At 46.6% G+C, this 24390-nt stretch carries 31 protein-coding genes and 1 tRNA gene; 21 read left to right on the forward strand and 11 right to left on the reverse strand.

Features of this window, described 5'->3' with window-relative positions:
- Positions 1-70 precede the first annotated feature (70 nt).
- Positions 71-385, reverse strand: a complete 315-nt coding sequence (locus tag DWZ67_RS01735; protein ID WP_120138017.1) for a hypothetical protein — start codon at positions 383-385, stop codon at positions 71-73.
- Positions 386-656: 271 nt separating this feature from the next.
- Here DWZ67_RS01735 and DWZ67_RS01745 point away from each other — a divergent pair, with 271 nt between their 5' ends.
- The 6 genes from DWZ67_RS01745 (at position 657) to DWZ67_RS01770 (ending at position 4834) form a co-directional block, all read left to right on the forward strand.
- On the forward strand, positions 657-1283 hold the full coding sequence (locus DWZ67_RS01745) for a DUF6249 domain-containing protein (protein WP_016272986.1): 627 nt from the start codon (positions 657-659) through the stop codon (positions 1281-1283).
- Positions 1280-1825 carry an RNA polymerase sigma factor gene (locus DWZ67_RS01750; RefSeq protein WP_009037971.1) on the forward strand — a complete coding sequence of 182 codons (546 nt, stop codon included), beginning with the start codon at positions 1280-1282 and terminating at the stop codon, positions 1823-1825. Before DWZ67_RS01745 ends, DWZ67_RS01750 begins: the two co-directional genes overlap by 4 nt.
- Positions 1812-2138, forward strand: coding sequence for a DUF5056 domain-containing protein (locus DWZ67_RS01755; protein ID WP_005827095.1), 327 nt, complete (start codon positions 1812-1814; stop codon positions 2136-2138). Before DWZ67_RS01750 ends, DWZ67_RS01755 begins: the two co-directional genes overlap by 14 nt.
- Before the next feature lie 62 nt (positions 2139-2200).
- On the forward strand, positions 2201-3430 hold the full coding sequence (gene cls, locus DWZ67_RS01760) for a cardiolipin synthase (protein WP_207888797.1): 1230 nt from the start codon (positions 2201-2203) through the stop codon (positions 3428-3430).
- 75 nt (positions 3431-3505) lie between these two features.
- Complete coding sequence (locus DWZ67_RS01765) at positions 3506-4300, forward strand: thymidylate synthase (RefSeq protein WP_120138018.1); 795 nt, start codon at positions 3506-3508, stop codon at positions 4298-4300.
- Positions 4301-4345: 45 nt separating this feature from the next.
- Positions 4346-4834 (forward strand): dihydrofolate reductase, encoded by a 489-nt coding sequence (locus DWZ67_RS01770; RefSeq protein WP_005833093.1) that lies wholly within the window; start codon positions 4346-4348, stop codon positions 4832-4834.
- Positions 4835-4836: 2 nt separating this feature from the next.
- Here DWZ67_RS01770 and DWZ67_RS01775 read toward each other — a convergent pair whose 3' ends face one another.
- A complete protein-coding gene (locus DWZ67_RS01775) occupies positions 4837-5313 on the reverse strand; it encodes an Lrp/AsnC family transcriptional regulator (RefSeq protein WP_005827104.1) in 477 nt (158 codons plus the stop codon).
- Positions 5314-5552: 239 nt separating this feature from the next.
- Between DWZ67_RS01775 and DWZ67_RS01785 the strand changes: the two genes are divergently transcribed.
- Together DWZ67_RS01785 and DWZ67_RS01790 are read left to right on the forward strand one after the other, a co-directional pair.
- Complete coding sequence (locus DWZ67_RS01785; protein WP_016272989.1) at positions 5553-6830, forward strand: IgA Peptidase M64; 1278 nt, start codon at positions 5553-5555, stop codon at positions 6828-6830.
- 24 nt (positions 6831-6854) lie between these two features.
- On the forward strand, positions 6855-7391 hold the full coding sequence (locus tag DWZ67_RS01790; protein ID WP_005827111.1) for a GNAT family N-acetyltransferase: 537 nt from the start codon (positions 6855-6857) through the stop codon (positions 7389-7391).
- Between the two features lie 75 nt (positions 7392-7466).
- On the opposite strand, the gene DWZ67_RS01795 is transcribed toward DWZ67_RS01790, so the two are convergent.
- From DWZ67_RS01795 to DWZ67_RS01835, 9 genes are all read right to left on the reverse strand, one after another.
- Positions 7467-7931 carry an ExbD/TolR family protein gene (locus DWZ67_RS01795; protein ID WP_005827114.1) on the reverse strand — a complete coding sequence of 155 codons (465 nt, stop codon included), beginning with the start codon at positions 7929-7931 and terminating at the stop codon, positions 7467-7469.
- Positions 7931-8521, reverse strand: coding sequence for an ExbD/TolR family protein (locus DWZ67_RS01800; protein ID WP_005827116.1), 591 nt, complete (start codon positions 8519-8521; stop codon positions 7931-7933). The genes DWZ67_RS01795 and DWZ67_RS01800 overlap by 1 nt, the downstream gene beginning before the upstream one ends.
- 36 nt (positions 8522-8557) lie before the next feature.
- Positions 8558-9043 (reverse strand): hypothetical protein, encoded by a 486-nt coding sequence (locus tag DWZ67_RS01805; RefSeq protein ID WP_005827118.1) that lies wholly within the window; start codon positions 9041-9043, stop codon positions 8558-8560.
- 5 nt (positions 9044-9048) lie between these two features.
- Positions 9049-9852 carry a MotA/TolQ/ExbB proton channel family protein gene (locus DWZ67_RS01810; RefSeq protein WP_009037966.1) on the reverse strand — a complete coding sequence of 268 codons (804 nt, stop codon included), beginning with the start codon at positions 9850-9852 and terminating at the stop codon, positions 9049-9051.
- A 77-nt stretch (positions 9853-9929) separates the two neighbouring features.
- Positions 9930-10017, reverse strand: a tRNA-Ser gene (locus DWZ67_RS01815).
- Between the two features lie 162 nt (positions 10018-10179).
- Positions 10180-10959, reverse strand: coding sequence for a TatD family hydrolase (locus DWZ67_RS01820; RefSeq protein ID WP_005827124.1), 780 nt, complete (start codon positions 10957-10959; stop codon positions 10180-10182).
- Between the two features lie 8 nt (positions 10960-10967).
- A complete protein-coding gene (locus DWZ67_RS01825; RefSeq protein ID WP_005827126.1) occupies positions 10968-11669 on the reverse strand; it encodes a hypothetical protein in 702 nt (233 codons plus the stop codon).
- Positions 11670-11687: 18 nt separating this feature from the next.
- On the reverse strand, positions 11688-12662 hold the full coding sequence (locus DWZ67_RS01830; RefSeq protein ID WP_034525526.1) for a polyprenyl synthetase family protein: 975 nt from the start codon (positions 12660-12662) through the stop codon (positions 11688-11690).
- Between the two features lie 80 nt (positions 12663-12742).
- The gene (locus DWZ67_RS01835; RefSeq protein ID WP_005827130.1) at positions 12743-13429 is read right to left on the reverse strand and encodes an energy transducer TonB; all 687 of its coding nucleotides are present in this window, start codon (positions 13427-13429) and stop codon (positions 12743-12745) included.
- Between the two features lie 262 nt (positions 13430-13691).
- Between DWZ67_RS01835 and cmk the strand changes: the two genes are divergently transcribed.
- The 13 genes from cmk (at position 13692) to DWZ67_RS01905 (ending at position 24383) form a co-directional block, all read left to right on the forward strand.
- A complete protein-coding gene (gene cmk / locus DWZ67_RS01840; RefSeq protein WP_034525522.1) occupies positions 13692-14387 on the forward strand; it encodes a (d)CMP kinase in 696 nt (231 codons plus the stop codon).
- A 7-nt stretch (positions 14388-14394) separates the two neighbouring features.
- Complete coding sequence (locus DWZ67_RS01845) at positions 14395-15261, forward strand: 4-hydroxy-3-methylbut-2-enyl diphosphate reductase (protein WP_005827134.1); 867 nt, start codon at positions 14395-14397, stop codon at positions 15259-15261.
- A 511-nt stretch (positions 15262-15772) separates the two neighbouring features.
- On the forward strand, positions 15773-16603 hold the full coding sequence (locus tag DWZ67_RS01855) for a DUF4121 family protein (RefSeq protein ID WP_120138019.1): 831 nt from the start codon (positions 15773-15775) through the stop codon (positions 16601-16603).
- Positions 16604-16615: 12 nt separating this feature from the next.
- A complete protein-coding gene (locus DWZ67_RS01860; RefSeq protein WP_120138020.1) occupies positions 16616-17557 on the forward strand; it encodes a hypothetical protein in 942 nt (313 codons plus the stop codon).
- 80 nt (positions 17558-17637) lie between these two features.
- Positions 17638-20640: an N-6 DNA methylase gene (locus tag DWZ67_RS01865; RefSeq protein WP_120138021.1), complete on the forward strand. Its 3003-nt coding sequence runs from the start codon at positions 17638-17640 to the stop codon at positions 20638-20640.
- 11 nt (positions 20641-20651) lie between these two features.
- The gene (locus tag DWZ67_RS01870; RefSeq protein WP_225226238.1) at positions 20652-20861 is read left to right on the forward strand and encodes a hypothetical protein; all 210 of its coding nucleotides are present in this window, start codon (positions 20652-20654) and stop codon (positions 20859-20861) included.
- 1 nt (position 20862) lies between these two features.
- The gene (locus DWZ67_RS01875) at positions 20863-21354 is read left to right on the forward strand and encodes a hypothetical protein (RefSeq protein ID WP_032944355.1); all 492 of its coding nucleotides are present in this window, start codon (positions 20863-20865) and stop codon (positions 21352-21354) included.
- Between the two features lie 12 nt (positions 21355-21366).
- Complete coding sequence (locus DWZ67_RS01880) at positions 21367-21681, forward strand: hypothetical protein (protein ID WP_005801751.1); 315 nt, start codon at positions 21367-21369, stop codon at positions 21679-21681.
- Positions 21682-21693: 12 nt separating this feature from the next.
- Entirely contained in the window at positions 21694-21981 is a 288-nt protein-coding gene (locus DWZ67_RS01885; protein WP_022460396.1) for a hypothetical protein, read from the forward strand.
- Positions 21982-22065: 84 nt separating this feature from the next.
- Positions 22066-22998 (forward strand): hypothetical protein, encoded by a 933-nt coding sequence (locus tag DWZ67_RS01890; RefSeq protein WP_057254240.1) that lies wholly within the window; start codon positions 22066-22068, stop codon positions 22996-22998.
- Between the two features lie 31 nt (positions 22999-23029).
- A complete protein-coding gene (locus DWZ67_RS01895; RefSeq protein WP_025279125.1) occupies positions 23030-23518 on the forward strand; it encodes a DUF4313 domain-containing protein in 489 nt (162 codons plus the stop codon).
- A gap of 39 nt (positions 23519-23557) precedes the next feature.
- Positions 23558-24139 carry a hypothetical protein gene (locus DWZ67_RS01900; protein ID WP_120138022.1) on the forward strand — a complete coding sequence of 194 codons (582 nt, stop codon included), beginning with the start codon at positions 23558-23560 and terminating at the stop codon, positions 24137-24139.
- A 13-nt stretch (positions 24140-24152) separates the two neighbouring features.
- Entirely contained in the window at positions 24153-24383 is a 231-nt protein-coding gene (locus tag DWZ67_RS01905) for a hypothetical protein (RefSeq protein ID WP_005801758.1), read from the forward strand.
- Positions 24384-24390: the final 7 nt, after the last annotated feature.

Genomic DNA, 24390 nt, shown 5'->3' on the forward strand with positions numbered 1-24390 from the left:
CTTCTAAAATAATATGTTAATCAATGAGGTTGACGCAATCCCACAACGGAATCGCCATAATCTATCGGATTCAAAGAAAGGAAGGGGGAGCGCGCAAACAGATGCCGCCACGAGGCTTTACACACTTAATGCATTCCGTGGCAGGCATGCTCAGTACACGCAACAAAACAAGTAAAACCGTCGCGGCAACCGGAAACGGTGGAAGGGAAGAGGAAACGAAAGAGGCAAGATAGAAAATGGTTTCCAACTGCACCTCTGTATGCTCATGCTGGCCCTTGAATGGATGGGAATGCACAATGATGACACCATTCACCACATGCGAGTGGGTAAACAGCGTAATCCCTCCCAGATAGGCAATGAACAGCAGAGGGAGGATATACTTCATTATATTCTTCAACTTCGTCAAGACTTCCCAATAAAACAGATGTGCGAAGATAACAGTATTTACAATAAGAGACAACCCGGTTTATATATTTACCTCTATTTACAGTCACAAATACCTACTTCTTGTTATTCCAGGAAAAAGACAATAGAGCATTTCCATTAAAAATATCGTCTTATTTCCGGTTTTCTAAAAAAAATATCTTCTCTTTGCAACTTTATAAAGGTGACGATACGTCTAACCAACAAAGAAACAAATTAAAAGACCATAGATTATGAAACGTATCATTTTTGGATTAATGCTTGCCATGATGTTCTGCACACTGATGCAAGGCGCAAACAGAACCGTAACAGAGAACGACGGTCAGGGGAACAAGAAAAGAGTCATCGAATTGAGGGACACTGTCATCAATGGAGAAACCGTAACAGACACACTCAGTGTCATGACTTATGAAAACGGTGCCGGCAGTAGCAATGCTCCGGAAAAATGGAGAACCCACCATAGCAGCGGTATGGACTGGAACGGGTTCGACCTCGGGAGCAAGACCTCGGAAACCGTGATTGCCGTAACAGCCATCGTCTTTGTATTCGGACTGCCGCTACTCATCATATTCGTAGTATTCTTCTTCCGCTATAAAAACCGGAAAGCCAAGTACCGCCTGGCGGAACAGGCCCTGGCCAGCGGACAGCAACTGCCTGAAAACTTCTTCAAAGAAGCCGCAGCAACGGATATCCGCAGCAAAGGCATCAACAACATATTCGTCGGCATCGGCCTGTTCATCTTCCTTTGGGCCATTACCGGAGAATTCGGTCTCGGATGTATCGGCTTGCTCGTCATGTTCACCGGCTTCGGACAATTGGTGATTTTCTACAGCCAACAGAAGAAGAACGAAGAAAAATGAGTCAGATGGGTGACATATCGTTAGTCGCACAGGTCGTGGTGTTTCACAACACCAGGGCCTTCGACCAGTTGGTAAAGAAGTACCAGTCGCCCGTGCGGCGGTTCTTCCTGCACCAGACCTGCGGCGACAGCGAGTTGAGTGACGACCTGGCACAAGATACGTTTATCAAGGCCTATACAAACATCGCTTCGTTCAAGAATTTGTCCAGCTTCTCAACCTGGCTCTACCGTATTGCCTATAACGTTTTTTATGATTATATTCGCAGCCGGAAGGAAACGGACGATTTGGATACGTACCGAGTGGACGCTCAATGCAGCACACTGCAGCAGGACGTGGGACAGCACATGGACATTTACCGTGCCCTGGCCACACTGAAGGAAATGGAACGCACCTGCATCACGCTCTTCTACATGGAAGACCAAAGCATCGAAAAGATTGCAGGTATCACCGGATGTCCGGCGGGAACGGTAAAAAGCCACCTCTCGCGGGCGAAAGACAAAATGGCTTCCTACTTAAAACAAAATGGTTATGATGGAAAATGATGATAAACTCCTGACTTCATTCTTTGCCGAACACCGGCAGGAAATAGCCGATAACGGGTTCAGCCGCCGCGTACTGCGACATCTGCCCGACCGTAGCCGCCACTTGGCGCAGATATGGACAGCATTCTGCTTTACTCTGGCCCTCGTACTGTTCGTCTCCCTCGACGGAGTGCAGCTGATACTGGACACCTTGCGCGAAACCTTCGATACTGCCATCCGGAGCGGAGCTTCGGAGCTTGACCCCAAGTCGTTAATCATTGCCGGAGTGGTATTGCTCTATTTCGGTTACCGCAAGATTTCATCTATGGCATAGTTGTTTTTCAATGATAAATCGTATCTTTGTCCCCTCATAAAACTAACTAAGAGGAGAAAGTTTTGAGAAAGATTCTATTCATCATATTATTCGTTTTTTCTATTGGGAATGCCGGGGCGCAAGCAACAAGCGATTCCATCGTCATGAATTATTTGAAGGAAATGGGCGCCCCCGTCACTTATAACAATGAAGTGAAATTGCTGATGACCGGCCATGACAAGTTCGTCGATCTCTTCGAGAATATCCGCCATGCCCGGCATCATATCCATTTGGAATATTTCAATTTCCGCAACGACTCCATAGCCAATGCCTTGTTCAGCCTTCTGGCAGAGAAGGTCAAGGAAGGGGTTGAAGTCCGCGCCATGTTCGATGCCTTCGGCAACTGGTCCAACAACCAACCATTGAAGGAACACCATCTGAAATCCATCCATGCCCAAGGCATCGAAATCGTCAAGTTCGACCCTATCACTTTTCCCTGGGTAAACCATGCCATACACCGCGACCATCGGAAAATAGTAGTGATTGACGGAAAGATAGGTTATACCGGTGGCATGAACATCGCCGACTACTACATCAACGGATTGCCTAAAATCGGTAAATGGCACGATATGCACATACATCTTGAAGGAGATGCTGTGCGCTATCTGCAAGGCATCTTCCTGACCATGTGGAACCGGGAGACGGGACAACACGTTGGAGGTCCAGCCTATTTTCCGGACACTCCGCAACTGCCCGACAGTATTGCCGAAGAAATAGCCATCGTGGACCGCACGCCACGCGAAACACCACGCTCCATCAGCCATGCCTATGCAGCTTCCATACAAGCCGCACAGAAGAATATCCGAATCGTGAATCCCTATTTCGTTCCGACCAAATCAATCCGCAAGGCAATCAAGAACGCACTGAAAAAAGGTACTGAAGTGGAAATCATGATACCTGCCGTGTCAGACATAGCCTTTACACCGGATGCCTCATTCTATATAGCACATAAGCTGATGAAGAAAGGAGCCAAGATATATCTCTTCAACGGCGGCTTCCACCATTCCAAGATAATGATGGTAGACAGCACTTTCTGCACAGTAGGTACCGCCAATCTCAACAGCCGCAGCCTGCGCTACGACTACGAGACAAACGCTTTCATCTTCGACCCCAAGACCACCAATGAACTGAATGCCATGTTCGAACGAGACATGCAAAACAGTACGCTGCTCACTCCTGAAGTCTGGAAAAAGCGTTCCGGATGGAAGAAATTCGTAGGCTGGGTGGGAAACTTGATGACCCCCTTCCTCTAAGTTTTTAATTTTTAATTATTAATCTTTAATTAATTCCCCTACCTTTGCGTTCGGATAAAAACAGAGCATTACATCATGAAACAATATTTAGACCTGCTGAACCGCGTACTGACCGAAGGCGTAGAGAAAAGCGACCGTACGGGTACCGGCACCATCAGCGTATTCGGCCACCAAATGCGTTTCAACATGGATGAAGGCTTCCCCTGCCTTACTACCAAGAAGCTGCATCTTAAATCAATCATATACGAACTGCTATGGTTCCTCCAGGGAGACACCAATGTGAAATATCTCCAGGACAACGGTGTACGTATCTGGAACGAATGGGCAGACGAAAACGGCAACCTAGGACATATCTACGGATATCAATGGCGCTCCTGGCCGAACTATAAAGGCGGATCCATCGACCAGATCAGCGAAGCTGTAGAAACCATCAAGCACAATCCCGACTCACGCCGGATTATAGTCAGCGCATGGAATGTAGGCGATTTGGACAACATGAACCTCCCTCCCTGCCACGCTTTCTTCCAGTTCTATGTCGCCAACGGACGGCTGAGCCTGCAACTGTACCAGCGTAGTGCGGACATTTTTTTAGGAGTGCCCTTCAACATCGCTTCCTATGCCCTGCTCCTGCAGATGATGGCGCAAGTCACCGGACTGAAAGCCGGGGATTTCATCCATACCTTAGGAGACGCTCACATCTATCTGAACCATTTGGAGCAGGTAAAACTCCAACTATCTCGTGAACCGCGGGATTTGCCGCAGATGAGAATCAATCCGGATGTGAAAAACATCTTCGACTTCAAGTTCGAGGATTTCGAGCTGGTCAACTATAACCCGCATCCGCATATTGCAGGGAAAGTGTCAGTATAAATCCTACAATAAAAAGATAGAAAGAGAAAAGAATTTTACACACATATGATTAGTATTATCGCCGCAGTAGATAGAAAGAGAGGTATCGGTTATCAAAACCGGTTGTTATTCTGGCTTCCCAATGATTTGAAGCGTTTCAAAGCCCTCACCACGGGAAATACCATCATCATGGGCCGAAAGACCTTTGAATCTCTCCCCAAAGGCGCGCTTCCCAACCGCCGCAACGTTGTTCTGTCCACTCAAAAAGATTTGATTTGTCCCGATGCAGAAGTTTTTTCCTCACTGGAAGAAGCACTGAACAGTTGCCAGCCCGACGAACACGTCTACATCATCGGCGGTGCAAGCGTTTATCGCCAGGCACTCCCCTTTGCAGGTGCCCTCTGCCTGACCGAGGTGGATGCAGAAGCCCCTCAGGTGGATGCCTACTTTCCCGAAGTCGCTCCGACTGTATGGCAAGAAAAAAGCAGGGAGTCCCATCCCGCAGATGAGAAGCATCCCTGCCCTTATGCATTCGTCGATTATATCCGCCGGTAGAATTAATCTTCCTCTTCTTCTACCGTTATAGGCATCTGCCGCTTGATGGCTTCATGGAAAGATATCAAGGTTTCCGTACGCGCCAGTCCCAGCGGTTGCAACTTATCATGTATGATGCTCAGCAAATGATGGTTGTTGCGGGCATAAAGCTTTATGAACATATCATACTTGCCTGTCGTAAAATGGCATTCCACAATCTCGGGAATGGCTTCCAATGCTCTCGTCACAGCATCGAAGGAAGCGGGATCCTTTAGATAGATACCGATATAGGCGCATGTTTCGTATCCTATCTTCTCCGGATCAATCACATATTCAGAACCTTTCAATATACCTAAGTTTGTCAGCTTTTGAATGCGCTGATGAATGGCTGCTCCCGATACATTACAAGCTCTGGCCACTTCAAGGAAAGGAATGCGTGCATTATCGGCTATAAGTTTTAAAATCTGTTCGTCTAAAGTATCCAATTGATGATGTCCCATTTCAAATTCTAATGATTAATAAATTACTATATCTCCCGCATATCTATACGGCAACATGCAAAGTTAGCTATTTTTTCGCCAATAAAAATACGGTTTATAACTTTTCTTGCAAAAAAAAGAATAATACCGCATATCAGGCATTTCAAAGTGCATATGCAAAATTCCATCTCGCACGACCGGAAAATTGCAGATGAGCTTTAAAGATATTATCTTTGTAGTAGCAATAATAATGAACTGTTATGAAAAAGTATTCCTTATTCCTATTATGCCTGATGGCGGCAATATCCTTGCATGCCCAACGCTTTGCCGATTATTTTGCAGATAAGACCCTGCGTGTCGACTATATCTTTACCGGAAATGCAGCCAGACAAGAAATATGCCTGGACGGATTGTCTTGTCTCCCCTCTTGGGCAGGAAGGAAGCATCATTTGTCTGAGTTGCCCTTGCAAGGAAACGGACAAATCATTATGCGGGATGCAGCCAATGGCAGCGTAATCTACAAAACATCCTTTTCTTCGCTCTTCCAGGAGTGGCTGGAAACGGATGAAGCCAAAGCAGTGACCAAAGGATTCGAAAACACCTTTCTCCTTCCCTATCCCCTTCGTCCTGCAGAAATAGAAATAACACTTCTCGACCCGCGTAGAAATGTACGGGCAAGCATGAAACATACGGTCAGTCCCGACGACATCCTGATACATCAGAAAGGTACTGCCCACATCACACCACATAAATATCTGCTGCAAAGCGGCAATACGGCCAAATGCATCGACGTAGCCATCCTTGCAGAAGGATATACTCCCGAAGAGATGCCGGTATTCTACGAAGACGCAGCCATTGCCTGCGAAAGTCTGTTTGCCCACGAACCCTTCCGGTCCATGAAAAAGCACTTCAACATTGTAGCAGTGGCCAGCCCCTCCGAAGACAGCGGAGTAAGCGTACCACGCCTCGGAGAATGGAAACGGACAGCATTCAGCTCTCATTTCAGCACATTCTATTCAGACCGGTATCTGACAACCTCCCGTGTCAAATCCATACACGATGCGCTGGCGGGAATACCGTATGAACACATCATCATCCTTGCCAATACGGAAGAATACGGAGGCGGTGGAATCTATAATTCCTATACCCTTACTACCGCCCACCATCCCATGTTCCGCCCCGTTGTGGTACATGAGTTCGGGCATAGCTTTGGCGGACTGGCCGATGAATACTTCTACGACAATGACGTGATGACAGATACCTATCCACTAGATGTGGAACCCTGGGAACAGAACATCAGCACAAGAATCGATTTCACTTCCAAATGGAAAGATATGCTTGCTCAAGGAACTCCCGTTCCTACTCCCTCTTCTGAAAGTGGAACATATCCCGTAGGCGTATATGAAGGAGCTGGCTATTCTGCCAAAGGCATCTACCGTCCGGCAGACAATTGCCGCATGCGCACCAATGAATACCCTACTTTCTGCCCGGTCTGCCAACGGGCCATCTGCCGCGTCATTGAATTTTATACTGAATAAAAACAAACTAAACTAAAAGAACTTATGATCAGACTTCAACGTATTACAACAGCTGACACAGACTTGTACAGCTACATGGAGAAATTAATGACTCAATCGTTCCCTTCAGAGGAGTACCGGGAACTAGAGGAATTGCGCAAGTATACAGATACCAAAACGCACTTCTATAACAATATCATCTTCCATAACAACACCCCGGTAGGTCTCATCACTTACTGGGATTTCGGACATTTTTACTATATAGAGCATTTTGCCATTGACCCCGCACAGCGTAACGGCGGATATGGAAAGAGCGTACTGAACCATTTATGCCAACTCTTAAAACATCCCATCGTCTTGGAAGTGGAAATACCCGAAGAAGAAATGGCTAAACGCCGCATTAACTTCTATCAACGGCAAGGATTCTCCTTATGGGAAAAGCCCTACCAACAACCACCCTATAAAACAGGCGACAACTACCTGCCTATGCTCATCATGGCCTATGGAGATATAGAATGTGGAAAGGATTTTGACTCTGTAAAGGAACACATCTACCGCGAAGTATATAATGTGAAATCTTAAAAACCCAATATACTTAAAACAATAAAGGTCGTTTCAACAAATGAAACGACCTTTATTATATCATTAAACTAACTTTTACTGACGCGGTTGCGCAGAATAGTTAATCTTCAAAGCATAAGCCTTACGAAGCGCTTCTTTGATATCTGTTACGATACCCATTTTCGTATCTTGGTCAACTTTCAAAGACACTGTCATCTGCGGCTGATCTTCTTCCTTCATACTGGCACGTTCACCAATAATGTAATCTTGAATTTCAGCAACTTCAGCATAGCTGTCGTTCAACTGGATACGGCTCTCATTACCTAACTTCTTACGAAATTCGGCAGTAGGTTTTCCTACATAGATAAACGTAACCAAAGACTTCTTTTCAAGTTTCTCCAATTCTGTAGCTTGCGGAACCTTAAACTCAACCTTCAATGTTACCTCACGCATCGTTGTTACAATCATGAAGAAGAACAACAAGGTGAAGATAAGGTCAGGCAGAGAAGAAGTGTTCAACGCCGGCATTCCACGTTTACCAGTCTTATTAAATTTTCCCATTACTTCTTTTCTCCGTACTTTTTAGGTTCTGCCTCAGAAATCTTCTGAGAATAAATTTCACGAATTGCATCTTGTTGTTCTTGATCCAACTCCATATAATTCTTCTGCCACTTTTCCTGAGCCAATTCATCACGCAACTCGTTATAAGCTGCTACCAACTCATTCTGTACAGACATATATGCTTTGTATGAAGAACCACGGTCACAACGCAAAGAAATCACATGGCCTTCCGTCACTTGTACTGTACCGAAGAAAGGAACATTCTTAGAAATCTTTTCCGGTTTTGTATCTTCGTTATACGGATTGGCAATAAATTCTTTTGCTTTTGCACGCAATTGGTCAACAGTAATATAATCATTCCCGCACATTAACTGGTCCTGCATGTTCAAGAAGACTTGCAATACGTTGCGTTCCTTCTTCTTTGCATCGTCCAACTTCTGGTCCTTTTCCGGTGGAGGCGGCAAACGTCTTGCCAAACCACGGTCGGTATCCATAGATGTTGTAATCAAGAAGAAAATCAGCAACAAGAAAGCGATGTCCGCAGTAGAACTTGAGTTAATTTCAGGAACTTCTCTTTTCTTTTTAGCCATTGTAATTATATCTTTAAATTGAGTTACCTCAATTGATTATGATAATTTTTTCTTAATGCTACTAAAAATGATTGCCAAGACTGTACCAGCAAACAAGATATAGATAGAATAAAGGAACATGTCAGTAAGCTTCAACCAGAAAGGTACGTTCTCAGTTCCGCTATAACCCGGAATAACAAGTGGTTCTTCACTACCCATAGTCCAAGAAATAACAACAACTGCAACCAATATAACCAAACCAATCAAAGATTTCAACGCTGCTCCCGGATTGTCTTTCAGTGCAGCTCCAAATTGGAACAAAACACCAACCACGGTAGCAATAATAGCTACAAAGAACAGAATGTACATCAAATAAATCAATGCGTCTGTATGAGCCGGTTGCCACATTTCTGCGTCAACGCTTGCCAACACTGCATCGCCCTGAGCATCTCCACCGAAGAAGAACATGCCCAACACTACCAAGATGATAGCGAACATGACATACAGTGCATAGTATGATACTTTATATGATAACTTAGCCATCTTAATTATTTTTTGTATTTCAAGTCATATTTGATAACCATATCCAACAGAGAGATAGAAGAATCTTCCATTTCGCTGGTCAAAGCTTCAATCTTAGCCAGGATGTAGTTATAGAATACCTGCAGAATCAAGGCAACGATCAAACCGAAGATAGTTGTAATCAAGGCAACCTTCATACCACCTGCTACAACCGTCGGAGAGATATCACCTACCTGCTGGATCTTATCAAATGCCTGCACCATACCGATTACAGTACCCAAGAATCCCAAAGACGGAGCCATAGCGATGAACAGTGTAATCCAAGAGCAACCTTTTTCCAGGTAACCAGCTTGTACACCACCGTAAGAAACTACTGACTTTTCTACTACGTCGATACCTTGGTCAATTCTCATCAGACCTTGATAGTAGATAGAAGCGATAGGACCTCTAGTGTTACGTGCGATGTCTTTAGCAGCTTCAACGTCACCTTTTTCCAAAGCAGCTTCAATAGCAGCCAAGAACTTCTTTGTGTTGATTTCAGCCAAGCTCAAATAAATGATACGTTCAATACAGAATGCAAGACCGATAACCAATGCGATAGCTACCAAACTCATGAAAGATGCAGTACCTTCAATAAACTTAGTTTTGAGTTCTTTGTGGATACCACCTTCTGCAGCTTCCATTGCGGCAGGAGCAGCAGCGTCAGCAGCAGGTGCTACAGCTGCTTGTTCAGTTTGTTCAGCTGCAGGAGCATCTTGAGCCTGAGCAAGTTGAGTTGAGCCAAATGTTAAGACTCCCATCACAGCAACAATTGCAAATAACTTTTTCATTGTGTGTCTAATTTTTAAGATTAATTAATTAATTTATTTATTATAATTTGTTGTTTTATCTCCATTTTATCACACTGCGGAGAGACGGGGATTCGAACCCCGGATACCCTTTAGGGGTATACACGCTTTCCAGGCGTGCCTCTTCAACCACTCGAGCATCTCTCCAATAGACGCCTTTTCTGAAATCGGGTGCAAATTACAAAAAAAATGCGAACCACCAGCGTTTTCAGCTACAAATGTATTCTTTTTTTTGTTGTTCTGCCTCATTCTCCCCGTTTTATATTAAATAAAATCTCAAAATTAATAAACTTTAAAATCTTAAAGAGCTTATTTGAGCATTCCGAACACTTTTAAAGCGTTATCAGAAGTAACCTGGGCCACCTTTTCAGGAGAGTTCCCATAGATTCCGGCCACCTTTACCAAAGTATCCTTAACATATGCGCTTTCGTTCCTCTTGCCTCGATTGGGAACCGGAGTCAGATAAGGGGAATCGGTTTCCAGCACGATGCGTTCCAAAGGAATATTCTTCAAGACTTCGGGCAAAGTTGATTTCTTGAAAGTCACCACACCATTTATTCCTATCATGAAATCCGCAAATTCCATAATCCTGCAGGCCTCTTCCGAGGTTCCCGTAAAACTATGGAAAATTCCTTTCAAAGGAGTCTGCTGATAGGGTTTCAACACATTATATATATGGTCAAACGCTTCCCTACAATGCAGCACTACCGGCAAACCGTATTCCAAAGCCCACTCAATCTGCTTGTCCAACACCCTTTGCTGCTCTCTAAGAAAAGTCTTATCCCAATACAAGTCCATACCAATCTCGCCAACCGCAACAAATTCATTCGGTGAAGCCAGCTCCCGGGCCACTATTTCCAACTCCTTTTCATAATCCGCACCCACAGAGGTAGGGTGCAATCCAATCATCGGATAGCAATACCCTTTATATTCACGGCACACCCGAAGCATAGGTCCTATGGTGGTACTATCGATATTGGGCATAAAAATATGCGTGACTCCTGCCTCACGGGCACGAGCCATCACTTGAGGCAAATCCTCTGCAAACTCTTCTAAAAAAAGATGGGAATGTGAATCAATCAATCTCATTCTTCAACTTACTCTTTGCGTTTCTCACCGGTACGGTAATAATAGATTATTCCATAATCACGGCATAAATCCAAACGTTTCTCATTGGGAGTGACCTCCTCGAATTTCTTTTCAACCTGGTTCCATATATCCAAAATCAAACCATCCGCCTCTGCACGCATCGAAGCCAAGGTGTCCAAACTGCGGGCTGTCAAAGATTGAAGATTCTTTTGCTTCTCATAACTATCCATGAAAATATCATAATGCACCCTCACTTTTGCAATCGTAGGGTTATAAATGGGAATTCCTCCCTGGGATATACGTTTGTTTTCCCCATCCACGATTTTACGCCCCCACTCTGCCAAGGCAGGCTCTGTCGATAAATCAGGCACATTATTGTTGCTTGTGTCCAAACCGTAATATTCCTTATGAGCAATACGCACTTCAGAACGGATGACAGCTAAATTCAACACCTGGATAAAATGAGAAATATACAGACGGGCAGTCTTTACATTAGCCTGATGCTTACGTCCCGCCCGAGCCTGCCGCTCAAAACAGTCGGCATAATAAGCTTGCGCAGCTTCAAACTTTGTAAGAAAATTCCGCGCATCAGTCAACGCCTTCAAAGATACGGCCAAATCATACACATTACATATATCACCCTTGACGACCACTGCTTTCAGCGCCCGTATTCTCGCTTGATCTGTATTAGGCAATCTTCTATAAGGCATTTTCTCCCGGATTTAAAGTTATACTTCCCGATGCATCAGGTTAGCCATCAGGTTCTTCAATTCCTCTTTCTTTTCATCTGCCACCTTCACCGCCAACAGACTTTCCATTGCGCGTTCACAATACTCTTCCATCTTTTTCTCACACAGTTCCTTGACGCCAATCCGGTTATACAGTTCCGTCACCGCAGCAACTTTCTCCTCCGGGTTGAATGCAACAGCATCCACCCAAGCATTCAAGCGGGTCAACTGCTCCTCATCCGCATGTTCAAAAGCCTTTATCAGCATGTAGGTCTTTTTATTGCACAGAATATCACCTCCAATATTCTTTCCAAAGACGGCAGCATCGCCATAAACATCCAGGAAATCATCTTTCAACTGAAAAGCGACACCCAAGTTCATGCCAAAATCATACAACTGCTCCGCATCTTCAGAAGAAGCCCCTCCCAAAAGAGCGCCAATCTTCAAGCTTGCAGCCAACAATACCGAAGTTTTCAGACGAATCATTTCCAGATACTCCTCTGCCTTCACATCCTTCCGATGTTCAAACTCCATATCCAGCTGCTGTCCTTCACAGATTTCCAGTGCAGTCAGGCTAAATATATCCATCACCTCTTTCAGGTGTTCAACCGGGCATTGAGCCATAAACTGATAAGCTAATACAAGCATTGCATCCCCCGAAAGGATGGCAGCATTGTCATCCCAAACTTTATGTACCGTCTCCTTACCACGGCGACGGTCTGCACGGTCCATCAAGTCGTCATGCAAAAGAGTATAATTATGATACACTTCAATCCCCGTTGCAGGGTTAAAAATACGGGTAATATCCTCCTGATACAGATTGTAGGCCATCAACATCAATACCGGACGGATTCTTTTTCCGCCCATGGACAACACATAGGTAACGGGAGCATATAAACCTTGAGGAGTACGGGTAAACTGCAATTCTGCAATATGAGAATTTATTCTTTCTAAAAGCTCGGAAGCTGTAAACATGGCATTTTCAGAATTTAGGGAATAGCGGATAATGAAAAGAGGCTGCATTCCGGCAGCCTCTCCCACTTATAGATATTTTATTACTGCAATCTAAACATTACAGGCACGGTATACTTAACACGAACGGGTTTACCACGCTGCATACCGGGTTTCCACTTCGGCATGCCCATAATCACGCGGACAGCTTCTTTGTCCAAATACGGGTCAACGCCTCTCAGAACTTTAGCATCTACGATACTACCGTCCTTATTAACCACGAACTGTACAGTTACACGGCCTTGAGTTCCGTTTTCCTGTGCAATAGTAGGATATTTAATATTCTTGCTCAAATACTGCATCAAACCAGCCATACCACCATTCGGGAACTCAGGCATCTGTTCTACCACCTCGAAAATAGTCTGTTCTTCCGGTTCTTCCTCTTCCACTGCTACGGGAACATATTTGATTTCCACTGCCTGGTTCAATTCTTCAGAAGATACAATGGCCGTTTCTTCCACGTCAGCATCGTCTTCAACGATAGTCAACGTCTCTGCAATTGAAGGGGCTTCGGGAGGCGGAGGAGTAACCTGCTCCGGCTGTTCTGTAATAGGGATGATTTCCTCTTCAAAAAATACGTCGGTAATAGCCTGGCTCGTGTCAATCTTGATGTCACGCTTTGTCCACTCGAACGCAACAAACATGAAAGCGAGCACGATTACATAACCGACAAGCAGCCAAGTCGACTTCTTACTCTCCAGGTCTGCCTTAGGTGATTTCTTAATTTCCATAATTTATAATATAATTTTAGTGTTTCTCATTTGGGGCAAATATAGCACTTTTCCCAAGAATGTTCACGCTCTGCTGTTTTTTTTTACACAATAGGCGCTCCATTTTCATTTTTTTAATCCTTCAAAAACCTCCATGTGCTTTTGTGCCACAAATGTAACGAGATATTTTAAAAATACCGTATCTTTGGCAAGAATTTTAAATGAAATATTGAAATTTTCTGTTTTGCAGGTGTTATACCTATATAACTATAGCATAAAAGTCATGAAAAAGATAACAATAGCAATCGACGGTTTTTCCTCTTGCGGGAAAAGCACTATGGCCAAAGACCTCGCCCGCGAAATCGGTTACATATATATAGATAGTGGTGCCATGTATCGGGCAGTAACATTATATAGTATAGAGAATGGTATTTTCCAGGGTGACCGCATAGATGCCGAAAAACTGAAAAGTCTAATAAAGGATATACATATTTCTTTCCGCCTGAACCCCGAAACCGGACGCCCAGATACCTACCTGAACGGAGTAAATGTAGAAAACAAAATCCGTACCATGGAAGTATCTTCACGTGTCAGCCCCATTGCAACATTGGATTTCGTACGCGAAGCTATGGTAGCACAGCAACAAGAGATGGGCAAGGCCAAGGGTATCGTTATGGATGGGCGCGACATCGGCACTACCGTTTTTCCGGATGCCGAGCTGAAAATTTTTGTAACCGCCACCCCCGAGATACGGGCACAACGCCGCTATGACGAACTAAAGGCCAAAGGGGAAGAAGCCAGCTTTGACGAAATTCTGGAAAATGTGAAACAACGGGACTATATTGACCAAAACCGGGATGTAAGTCCGCTGCGCAAAGCTTCTGACGCTTTATTGTTGGACAACAGCCACCTGAGCATTTCCCAACAAAAGGAATGGCTGGCGGAACAATTCGAACGGGTTATAAAGGAGAAGAACTGAACCGGATATGGCAAAAGTAGAAATAGACGAAGGCTCCGGCTTCTGTTTCGGAGTTGTCACCGCAATAAACAAGGCAGAAGAGGAACTGGCGAAAGGAGGAACCCTCTATTGTCTGGGAGACATCGTGCACAACAGCCGTGAAGTGGAACGCCTGAAGGCAATGGGGCTGATTACCATCAACCATGAGGAATTCAACCACCTCCACAACGCCAAAGTGCTGCTGCGTGCTCATGGAGAGCCCCCTGAAACTTATGACATTGCCCGCCGCAACAATATAGAAATCATTGACGCAACCTGCCCGGTCGTACTCCGCCTGCAAAAGAAGATTAAGCAAGAGTACGTCCAGGAAGACAACCGCGACAAGCAAATTGTCATCTATGGCAAAAATGGACACGCCGAAGTACTGGGTCTGGTAGGACAAACCACCGGAAAGGCCATCGTCATCGAAAAGCAGGAAGAGGCAAGGAAACTGGATTTCAGCAAAGACATCCGTCTCTACTCCCAGACCACAAAGTCTCTGGACGGATTTCAAAACATTGTGAAATACATAGAGGGACATATCTCACCGAAAGTCACTTTCGAGTCCTATGACACTATCTGCCGACAAGTAGCAAACCGGATACCTAATATCCGGAAATTTGCAGCTTCCCATGATTTAATATTCTTTGTCAGCGGCAAAAAAAGCTCTAACGGCAAGATGCTGTTCAGTGAGTGTAAAAAAGTCAATGCCAATTCACATTTGATAGACAGTGCCGAAGAAATAGATAGTTCTCTGTTAGCCGGTGCCAATTCCATCGGTGTCTGCGGAGCCACTTCCACCCCCAAATGGCTGATGGAAGAAATTTCAGAAGCCATAAAGTCAAAACTTAAATAACAGTTTGTCATCCTTTTGGAACAGCAAATTAACGTAATTTATTAGTCACCGCCTCAGCTTTTTCCTATATTTGTTGTAATCAGGTAGGTTTTATTTGACTATCAACAGATTGGATAAAACTCGCACGAGAACGGGCAATGGATAAGAAAAAGCCGGACTGTTCCGAACCGCCATATTTCTCATGCTTTCAAATAACTCTTTATCTCACCTGCAAAGATAACATTTCTTTCTGAAAAGGCCATATAAACGGCTGCAATCTTACGGAATAAAAACATATCGGGAAAAACGAGCATACCGTAGCCGAGTCCCCATAACCACAGGCAAAGGTAATTCGTGTTCTTCCCGTACAAGCAAGGCCAAGCCCTTCGGGTTCGTGGAAAAAATCATCCTCGCCCCGGAGGGCTTGCGGTATTTTTTCCCGAAGCCTTGCATGTACGGAACACGACCTTTTTAGGCCTGTAGTTATGGGAACTCCGGCCCCAGAAGCCGGACTAACAAAAAATCAAATGTTATGTTACAGGCAACAAAGAACAAGTACACGGTGGAAACACTCAAGCCACTGAACATTCTGTACGATCATGAACACTGGCTGACACAGCAGGACGTGGATATGGCCAACGGCTATGTGGAACTGATAGAAAGGACACGCTCGGAAAAGACTCCACAGATAGGTGACAGACTCATCTATGTGGACAGATACGGGAAATATTACAGCAATGCCCTTATTGAAAACAATGATGAAGAGAACGGTCGGATTTCCATCTGTGAAGAACCTTATATTCCCTTTGTATGGGAGCAGGACGCCAATATCCGGCTGAGCGTCAGCGGAGGGGCCTTCCACCATATTGACCCCAAGCAATTGAAATTCGTCAGATGGACGGAAGGTGCATTCAAGGACTGGGGAAACTGCGGAGCGTGTGCCAACGGTGCCGTCACATTCACGGCAAAAGTACCGTTATGGTCCTATTCCGAACCTGATCCGTTCTACGGTGATTTCACCACGGAAACATGGAGACAATATTATTTGACCAAGGACACGGGTCCGGACGCACGCAACCTGTACCAGGGCTACGACATAGCTTTCAGGACCGAAGAGAACTTTCGGCAGTTCCTGAAGGACTATGAAGGGACTGTGTTCAAGGGCAACTGGGAAAACCAGATCGTACTCTGGTGTTTCCGACATGAAAACCGGTTCCTGCCGCAGCACGAATGGGACAAGATAGATGCCCCGGCCATGGAACGGCGTCTCAACTTCCATCCCGAACAGGTCAAGCTGGTCAAGGACATGGACAGCCACATCACCTACTGTTACCGTATCAAACCCGAAATTGACAATCTCTAAAACAATACAGTTATGCAGACAACAGCAACAAGAACAGCAGGCAGCCACACTGACCTGCTTACAGGTATCCTGAACGTGCAAGTAAGGAACGAGGACAAGATTACAGAACAGGACCGGCAGTATTGCCAGCTACAGCAGGACCAGCTCTACAAGACACTTGACCGTATCGACCGATGGTATGACATCTTCAAGGAAGAAGCGGAACGGTATCGGGAAATCAAGAGCTTCAAGTATGAGGATAACGGTAAGGTCTCCATACGGAATTTCTATTTCAACAACAGCGGGGAGGATGACTATACCCACAACGAATTCAAACCGTTTGACCTCATCAACGAGCTTGCGGACAACAACTGCAATGCCAACGCGAATTTCGCGAGTCGCATCATTTCCTATTTCAACAGGACCTACAATGTAGATGTCCCCATTCCTGTAATCGACGAGAAGGCCATGCGCATGGGATTCCGTCCGGTCTACCAGACTTACGTGGACATGGTCATCGAACACCTCGGCGGAAAAAGTTTCCGTGAGACCGCAGAGGAAGAACTGCTGGCCCGTTTCCTAAAAACGGTACAGCCTTCCCGCTGGAGCAAGGTGAAGCCCGAACTGAAAAAGGACAAGATAACTTTCCCTGACATCGTATCCTGGGACAGCATCCATCTGGAATACCACCGGGAATATGAGTTCTCGTATGACTGCGGAAGGAAAGTGGACATTTTCTGCGAAGGTATCGCATACGGAGCAGATGACGTGATAAACGGTTCAAGCGGTATGGTCATCGGCCTTGACAGACGCGATGTGGATATAACCGAATGGTACAACCTCACCCTGAGCAACGCAGAACAGATCAAGTTCTACAAGAACGGACGCATCGACGTACGCTTCAAGGACAGCCAGGCCGCAGAGAACTGCTACAGAAGGCTGCGGCTGGATGAAATCACACTCAGAGAAGAGTGATTCATGAAATACTTATTCAGACACCCCGTAAGACATCCTTGCGGGGTGTCTTCGTTTCCAACCATTAAAAAAGAAAAGACATGTATGCCATCATACCCCAACAGATTCCTCAGGACAGGCGTGCCGAGATCAACGAGAAAATCCTTTTCGCCATAGACTCCGGCAAGGACCTCGTTCCGAAGGAAAGCATCTACAACTGCTACACGGGAATCGGAGGACTGCACAACCTCAGGCAGGCGGATTTCACCAGCTACCATGAATACGCCGAGGCCAAGAAGGAATTCGAGATGGGACAGTTCTTCACCCCGCACGACATATGCCGAAGCATGGTGGAGACCCTTTCTCCGACATCGGCGGAAATGGTACTTGACATGTGCTGCGGCATGGGCAACTTCTTCAACCATCTGCCCAACCTGCACAATGCCTACGGATTCGACATTGACGGCAAGGCGGTGGCCGTTGCCAGATACCTCTACCCGGAAGCTCATATCGAGAAATGCGACATACAGCTGTACAATCCCGAACAGCGTTTCGACATCATTGTCGGAAATCCGCCCTTCAACCTGAAATTTGATTACAGGCTGTCGCAGGAATTCTACATGGACAAGGCCTATGACGTGCTCAACCCTGCCGGAATCCTGATGGTCATCGTCCCTCTCTCCTTCATGCAGAACGAGTTCTGGGAAAAGACACGCGTGGCGAAAATCAACTCGAATTTCTCCTTCATCGGCCAGACCAGGCTGGAACATTCAGCCTTCTCTACGGTGGGCGTGCAGAATTTCGCAACAAAAATCATGGTATTCCTCCGCCGTTCCCTCCATATTGAAATGCAGCCGTACAACGCGGAAGAGTTTGTCAGCATGGATGAGCTGAAGAAACGCATAGCCGAAGTGCGGAAAATGAAACACCGGCTGCGCCTCCAGCTGATGCGGGAGTGCAACCATATAGACAAAGAAGAGCTGGAACAGTTCGAGTACAGGCTTGCCAAATACATGTACGAGCTGAAAGCCCATGCCGTGCTGAACAGGCATGTCGAAAAGGCGGAGGCGCTGGTGTCCAAATTCCGCAACCAGAAACCGCCGGAAAATGCCACCCGGGAACAGATAAAGGAATGGGAACGTAAGAAGCTGACCACCGGCAAGGTTCTCGGCATCATCCGCAGGTACATCACCTCGCAGAACGTGGTGCAGCGCAAGGAAGTGGCATTGGTGAAGACATCCTACGGCTTCAAGCTGAAGCAATATGCCCCGCGTCTGCTTGACAAGGTCACGCACAAGGCCGCAGGCATCAACGACCTCATACTCGGAAGGGCCGAACTCCCGATGCCGGAAAACGTCACAGAAAAGAACATGCGGCAGATCCGTGCCGCCAGTAAACTGATACGGCGCAAACAGAGGCAATACGAGACCCAGAATCTCCAGTTTGCGGATATGCGGGAAGATGCCGGCCTGAAGGAATACCTGGACCGCACCACATTCATCAACAAGGACGGTGAAGTCTGCGAATTCACGGACTTGCAGAAACACGACCTGAACCTCGTGTTGCAGAAACGCTACGCCCTGCTGAACTGGCAGCAGGGTTCAGGCAAGACTGCCGCCGTCTATCACAGGGCGAAATACCTGCTCAAGTTCAGAAAGGCAAAGAACGTCATCATACTTGCCCCGGCCATCGCCACCAACATGACCTGGATACCGTTCCTTACCATAAACAAGGAACGCTTCCGTACAATACAGACCGCCGGCGACCTCAACAACATACCGGAAGGGACATTCCTTGTCGTCTCCACCTCCATGCTCCGGAAACTGAAAAGAGGACTGATGCGTTTTGTGAAACGCACTTCCGGCAAGCTGTGCCTTGTCTTCGACGAGTCGGACGAAATCACCAATCCCACATCGCAGCGTACAAGAAACATCCTGTGCATATTCAGGAGGCTCAGGTACAAGATCCTCGACACGGGAACAACCACCCGCAACAACATCGCGGAACTGTACAGCCAGTTCGAACTACTCTACAACAACTCCGTAAACATGATATGCTGGAGCCCGCAGGTCTACCACGAAAACAGGGACCACGAGATAGAGGAAGAGAACAACCCGGATTACGGAACACCGTTCCCCGCCTTCAGGGGGCATGTCCTTTTCCGTGCCTGCCACTGTCCGGGGAAAGCCACTGTATTCGGCATCGAGAAACAGAACCAGGACGTGTACAACAAGGACGAACTCTCCGAACTTATCGGCAAGACGGTCATCACCCGTAAATTCAGGGACTTCGCAGGAGAGAAATACCGGATACGGACACATACCGTCCGTCCCTCGGAAGGAGAACACGAGGTATACCGTGTCATCATCGAGGAATTCTGCCGCATCTGTGAGCTGTACTACAACAGCACGGGAGACACGAAAAAGGATGCAGGACTGAGACTCATGAGGCAGATCAAGCTGCTTATCAAAGCCTGTTCGGTACCTCACCTGATAGAGGGATACTACGGTGACAGTTATCCTTCCAAGACCCGCTATATTGAAAGGCTCATAAGGACAATACCGGGTAAGGTTGCCATCGGATGTACCACATTGGCGGCCTTCGACCTCTACGAGAGCTATATCCGGGAATATTTTCCCGACAGACCTGTATTTGTGGTCAAGGGAGATGTAGCCTTCAAGAAACGACAGAGCATCGTGACCGAATTCGACTCCACCATCAACGGCATCCTGATATGCACACAGCAGAGCCTGAGCAGCTCCGTGAACATACCTACCTGCAACGACGTGATACTGGAATCCCTGCAGTGGAACATCCCCCGTATGGAACAGTTCTACTTCCGTTTCATCCGTCTCGATTCCAAAGAAATGAAGGATGTCCACTACGTCACCTACGAAGATTCGGTCGAACAGAACCTGATGGCACTGGTACTGACCAAGGAGCGTCTGAACGAATTCATCAAGACCGGTGAGGTCAAAGAACAGTCAGAAATCTTCGAGGAGTTCGACATCACGATGTCTGTCATCGACAGCCTGCTCATCCGCACGCAGGACAGTGAAGGCAAAATACACATCAGCTGGGGAAGCCAGCGCATAACAGAATAAATATGAACCGTATGAAGAAGACCGGGAGTTCCATTCCCACCGACAAAGGTAAGCCGCGTCCCCATCGGCTGAGCAAGGTCAGGCCGCAGGCGGTTTTCAGGAAAATCATCCTCGCGGAGCTGCGGTATTTTCCCGAAAAACCCTGCACAGCCGGGACACGGCACCTTGTCGAGGTCGGTGGAATGGAATCCCCGGCATCCACATACATAAAAGACAAGTAATATGGATCTGAACAATGCAGAGATTGCCGTGACCACACAGCATCTCATTGACATAAAGGATTACAGGGACTACTGGCTGCACCTGTCCGACTACAGCGACATGGGCGAGTTCCTGAGTGCCTGTTCCGACCTGTTTCCCGGGGAAAAGGAACCGGAATACCGGTATCCGAAATGGGAAAACATTCCGGACACACTGGTCAGCCGTGAATGGCTCTGTCCCAACTTCTTCGAGATCAGGGATGCCCTTGAAAGGCTCGAAGAGGAAGAAACGGAGTTTTTCATAAGCTGGAGCAGAAGTTACGGATATGACATCACCACGGATGACCCGCACATGATGGTATCACACTACCATGACCTGTACGGGGATACCGTCACGGAAACGGAAGAAGACGCGGACACGGGAGAAGATGCCCTGATATACACGGGCGTATCAAGCTACTACTGCGACATGCTTCCATTCCGTTACGAAATATTTGATGACAATTATGACTAAAAGACAAAAGATATGGAAATCAACTTCAAAGGACCTGTAATGCCTATCGACCCATACTCGCAGCTGGCATTCGTGGAAATACTGAACATACTACTGACGGCGGGACACATCGTGGACGTGAACCGCTTCCTCATAAGCAGGAATGTCAATCCGCAGTTCGGCTCACTGTCAGGCTATTTCAGATGGTCGTTCGCCGGAGACCATTTTACCCTCTGGCAACGCACGGACTACAATTCAACGCTATGTTTTAACCACAGGATACTCGATCTGCCTTTCGGTGTCCTGGCAGCAAAAGACAGCGGGAAAGACAAGGAAACGGCAAACTGAAAATGAAACGATATGGAAACTACGATAAAAATACCCAACCGGGAAATCGCGCTCGCGGCATTTGACAGGCTCCGCCGGGAAAAAAGGAAGGATGCCGCACTGAGGCTGGCCGGGTGTATGCTCAGAGGGACATACATATCCCTCGGCATCGGTGATACCGACTGGGAAATAGACACCGCACTGCACAAATGCGGCGGTGAGCCTAAAACCGGATACGGTCATATGGCACATTTCCACTTCGACGGCGAGACGGAAATGGAAACAGAGAAATATGAAAGGCTCAAGGAAGAGTACGAATGACAAGGGAGCGGCCGAAAGGTCGCTCTTCTCATTTATAAACGACATGTACGGGAAACAGAATCCTGCCGTACACAGGTAACAGAAATGGAAGAACAGGAAAGACTGACAATGGAACTCGTGAAATCGCTCATGGACAAGTCCTACACGCTGGTATGGGTGGACTACAACGACAATCTCGACAACTGCCGTGACACCATCCAGAAGTGTCTGGAAGAAAGGAGCTGTGAAAGTCTGTGGGAGAAAGTGGACGAATGGTACGGTGACGCCGAATGGGAAGCTGTCCGTGAAATCGTCTCAAAGCTGAAGGATGAATGTATCCGTTTCCATGATTTCGGGGAAGAGGAAGTGGACAAGTTCTTTCAAGAACACGAAGACGAAATCAGGGAAGAAATCTATGACAGAAACGACTCTGACACGCTGAAAGAACTTCTCAAAAACACGGATGACATCCCCGTGCGTGTCGAGATGCTGTCCAACTACGACTGCATCAATTCCAACTGGCTGGAATCGCAGGAAGGATACCGGTACAAGGAATCCTATTTCGGGGATATGATAGACGCGCTGAACCTCAATCCAGCCAAAGTGAAGAAAATGCTGGTGGAGAAAGGCTACACGGTATATGGCCGGTTCCCCGACAAAAAATACAGGGACGGCAAGGAACAGGTATCCTATGAACAGTTCTACCATGAACTTATCAACTCCTGCTGCGGTGCCAACCTGCTGACCTATATCGGCAAGGTAAGCCTGCAGGAACTTTATGATGCCGGATTCTCGCTTGGGGAAGTCATTATTCCCAAAGGCAACTGCTGCGGCATCTTCAGCTCCATGTACGGCGGTGGAAGCCTCCTGGAAATGGAACTCCTGAAAGATGTCAGACTGAAACTGGAAGTCAGGGACTATCACGGATTCCGCTTCCGTCTTGACAGCGAGAACTCAAAATATGAATGCTCCATCAAGCATGTGTACGGGGTATGCGATTCCTTCTTCGGAGAAAAGATAGGTCTTGTCGCTTCATAAATCAAGTATGGTCACTTAAAGATATCAAATCATGGAAAAGAAATATGCAATCATCCTATTCAAGGGAAAAGAATACCTGTGCGGACACGAAGACGGCTGCCATTACGATGTGTCCTGCCCGGTGAGGACATTCACTGAAGGAGAAGACGACTTCAAAATTCAGGAATCCGGGAAAAACCGGTCTGAAAGGACATTCCGGTACCATGGAAAGGAATTCAGGCTTGTCACCGGCTTCTACCCGAACGGATGGCCGGTTCTGAGTCTGGAATCACCGGACAACGGGGAACTATACACGGTACTTACCGTCAATCTGGAAGACTCTCCGGCATTCGGGATTCCCGACCAGGCATTCATTGACATAAACAACAATCCGGAAGCGATGGAATTCCTCATAAGGAACAGCCTTGCCGAAGATACGGGATACAGACGCAAAAGCGGATGGGTAGAATACCCGATGGCCAAACTGAACCTGGCTGAACTGTACCGGTTGTCACCGGAATCGTTCGAGAACCAAGAATAAGAATCAACAATAGAAATCATTAACCAAATCATAGGAATTATGGCAAAGTACGATGTAAGAGTAAGGTACACCTTCGAGGGTACCTACAAGGTCGTGGCGGAAGACCGCGACGAGGCGGAAAGAATTGTAACGGAAGACTGCGGTCTGGTATTGGGCGGAAACATCCACACTACCCGCGATGATGACGAGGTGACAGACTGGAGATTCGGCTCTCACCCAGACATGCAGATCCTTTCTTTCAGGGAACGGGTTGACAAAGGCAAGGTCAGATACACGTCCATGTGTTTCAACGACAGGATTGAAGAACTGCGTAAGGACATAATCGGAGCCATCAGGGAGCTGCTTGATACGCACGGACTGAAAGAAATCTCATTCTGTGACAGCAATGACGATCCGGTATGGGTCATCTGGTTCGGGAAAAACGGCGATCCATATGAATGCCGGGTAACGAAGCTTAAAGTTACGGAGGATAGTATGACAGTAATCGCATTGGAGAAGGAAAGCGGGGACGAAGTGGCCTGCTACACTCCCTACGACCTTGGAGCCAGCAACATTGATTGGCTTAATCAAATGTACGAAGCAGTAAGGCTTCAACTTGAAAATACAAAAGGAAACTCTTGAAACAAAAGACAATATGGCAACAAAAATCAATATGGACAGATACGTCTGGGAAGGATGGACTGTCGGAGCGTTCATCAGGGAACTGGCCCCGCAGGTGGAAATGATCATGAGCGGGCAAAGCTGGAGGGAACCTTTCAGGAACAAACAGGAACTGGCGGACTGGTGCAGGGACAACCAGCCCTATTACAAGAAAAGGATCCCTGAAGTGAACAGCTATTTTGCAAGGATGTATAACCTTAAATAAAAACAAC

It is taken from the genome of Bacteroides sp. AF34-31BH (genome assembly GCF_003602795.1).
GTDB classification, from domain to species: Bacteria; Bacteroidota; Bacteroidia; order Bacteroidales; family Bacteroidaceae; genus Bacteroides; species Bacteroides uniformis.

Excerpts from the sequence above, each read along its gene's own strand:
- DWZ67_RS01785 (WP_016272989.1), top strand. The coding sequence starts at position 5,553 with ATGAAAAAGTATTCCTTATTCCTATTATGCCTGATGGCGGCAATATCC.
- DWZ67_RS01870 (WP_225226238.1), top strand. The coding sequence starts at position 20,652 with ATGAAGAAGACCGGGAGTTCCATTCCCACCGACAAAGGTAAGCCGCGT.
- DWZ67_RS01835 (WP_005827130.1), bottom strand. The coding sequence starts at position 13,429 with ATGGAAATTAAGAAATCACCTAAGGCAGACCTGGAGAGTAAGAAGTCG.
- DWZ67_RS01735 (WP_120138017.1), bottom strand. The coding sequence starts at position 385 with ATGAAGTATATCCTCCCTCTGCTGTTCATTGCCTATCTGGGAGGGATT.
- DWZ67_RS01895 (WP_025279125.1), top strand. The coding sequence starts at position 23,030 with ATGGAAAAGAAATATGCAATCATCCTATTCAAGGGAAAAGAATACCTG.
- DWZ67_RS01775 (WP_005827104.1), bottom strand. The coding sequence starts at position 5,313 with ATGGGACATCATCAATTGGATACTTTAGACGAACAGATTTTAAAACTT.
- DWZ67_RS01825 (WP_005827126.1), bottom strand. The coding sequence starts at position 11,669 with ATGCCTTATAGAAGATTGCCTAATACAGATCAAGCGAGAATACGGGCG.
- DWZ67_RS01880 (WP_005801751.1), top strand. The coding sequence starts at position 21,367 with ATGGAAATCAACTTCAAAGGACCTGTAATGCCTATCGACCCATACTCG.
- DWZ67_RS01855 (WP_120138019.1), top strand. The coding sequence starts at position 15,773 with ATGTTACAGGCAACAAAGAACAAGTACACGGTGGAAACACTCAAGCCA.
- DWZ67_RS01890 (WP_057254240.1), top strand. The coding sequence starts at position 22,066 with ATGGAAGAACAGGAAAGACTGACAATGGAACTCGTGAAATCGCTCATG.
- DWZ67_RS01845 (WP_005827134.1), top strand. The coding sequence starts at position 14,395 with ATGGCAAAAGTAGAAATAGACGAAGGCTCCGGCTTCTGTTTCGGAGTT.
- DWZ67_RS01865 (WP_120138021.1), top strand. The coding sequence starts at position 17,638 with ATGTATGCCATCATACCCCAACAGATTCCTCAGGACAGGCGTGCCGAG.
- DWZ67_RS01790 (WP_005827111.1), top strand. The coding sequence starts at position 6,855 with ATGATCAGACTTCAACGTATTACAACAGCTGACACAGACTTGTACAGC.
- DWZ67_RS01810 (WP_009037966.1), bottom strand. The coding sequence starts at position 9,852 with ATGAAAAAGTTATTTGCAATTGTTGCTGTGATGGGAGTCTTAACATTT.
- cmk (WP_034525522.1), top strand. The coding sequence starts at position 13,692 with ATGAAAAAGATAACAATAGCAATCGACGGTTTTTCCTCTTGCGGGAAA.
- DWZ67_RS01770 (WP_005833093.1), top strand. The coding sequence starts at position 4,346 with ATGATTAGTATTATCGCCGCAGTAGATAGAAAGAGAGGTATCGGTTAT.
- DWZ67_RS01875 (WP_032944355.1), top strand. The coding sequence starts at position 20,863 with ATGGATCTGAACAATGCAGAGATTGCCGTGACCACACAGCATCTCATT.
- DWZ67_RS01860 (WP_120138020.1), top strand. The coding sequence starts at position 16,616 with ATGCAGACAACAGCAACAAGAACAGCAGGCAGCCACACTGACCTGCTT.
- DWZ67_RS01805 (WP_005827118.1), bottom strand. The coding sequence starts at position 9,043 with ATGGCTAAGTTATCATATAAAGTATCATACTATGCACTGTATGTCATG.
- DWZ67_RS01885 (WP_022460396.1), top strand. The coding sequence starts at position 21,694 with ATGGAAACTACGATAAAAATACCCAACCGGGAAATCGCGCTCGCGGCA.
- DWZ67_RS01830 (WP_034525526.1), bottom strand. The coding sequence starts at position 12,662 with ATGTTTACAGCTTCCGAGCTTTTAGAAAGAATAAATTCTCATATTGCA.
- DWZ67_RS01765 (WP_120138018.1), top strand. The coding sequence starts at position 3,506 with ATGAAACAATATTTAGACCTGCTGAACCGCGTACTGACCGAAGGCGTA.
- DWZ67_RS01905 (WP_005801758.1), top strand. The coding sequence starts at position 24,153 with ATGGCAACAAAAATCAATATGGACAGATACGTCTGGGAAGGATGGACT.
- DWZ67_RS01820 (WP_005827124.1), bottom strand. The coding sequence starts at position 10,959 with ATGAGATTGATTGATTCACATTCCCATCTTTTTTTAGAAGAGTTTGCA.
- DWZ67_RS01900 (WP_120138022.1), top strand. The coding sequence starts at position 23,558 with ATGGCAAAGTACGATGTAAGAGTAAGGTACACCTTCGAGGGTACCTAC.
- DWZ67_RS01750 (WP_009037971.1), top strand. The coding sequence starts at position 1,280 with ATGAGTCAGATGGGTGACATATCGTTAGTCGCACAGGTCGTGGTGTTT.
- DWZ67_RS01800 (WP_005827116.1), bottom strand. The coding sequence starts at position 8,521 with ATGGCTAAAAAGAAAAGAGAAGTTCCTGAAATTAACTCAAGTTCTACT.
- DWZ67_RS01795 (WP_005827114.1), bottom strand. The coding sequence starts at position 7,931 with ATGGGAAAATTTAATAAGACTGGTAAACGTGGAATGCCGGCGTTGAAC.
- DWZ67_RS01745 (WP_016272986.1), top strand. The coding sequence starts at position 657 with ATGAAACGTATCATTTTTGGATTAATGCTTGCCATGATGTTCTGCACA.
- DWZ67_RS01755 (WP_005827095.1), top strand. The coding sequence starts at position 1,812 with ATGATGGAAAATGATGATAAACTCCTGACTTCATTCTTTGCCGAACAC.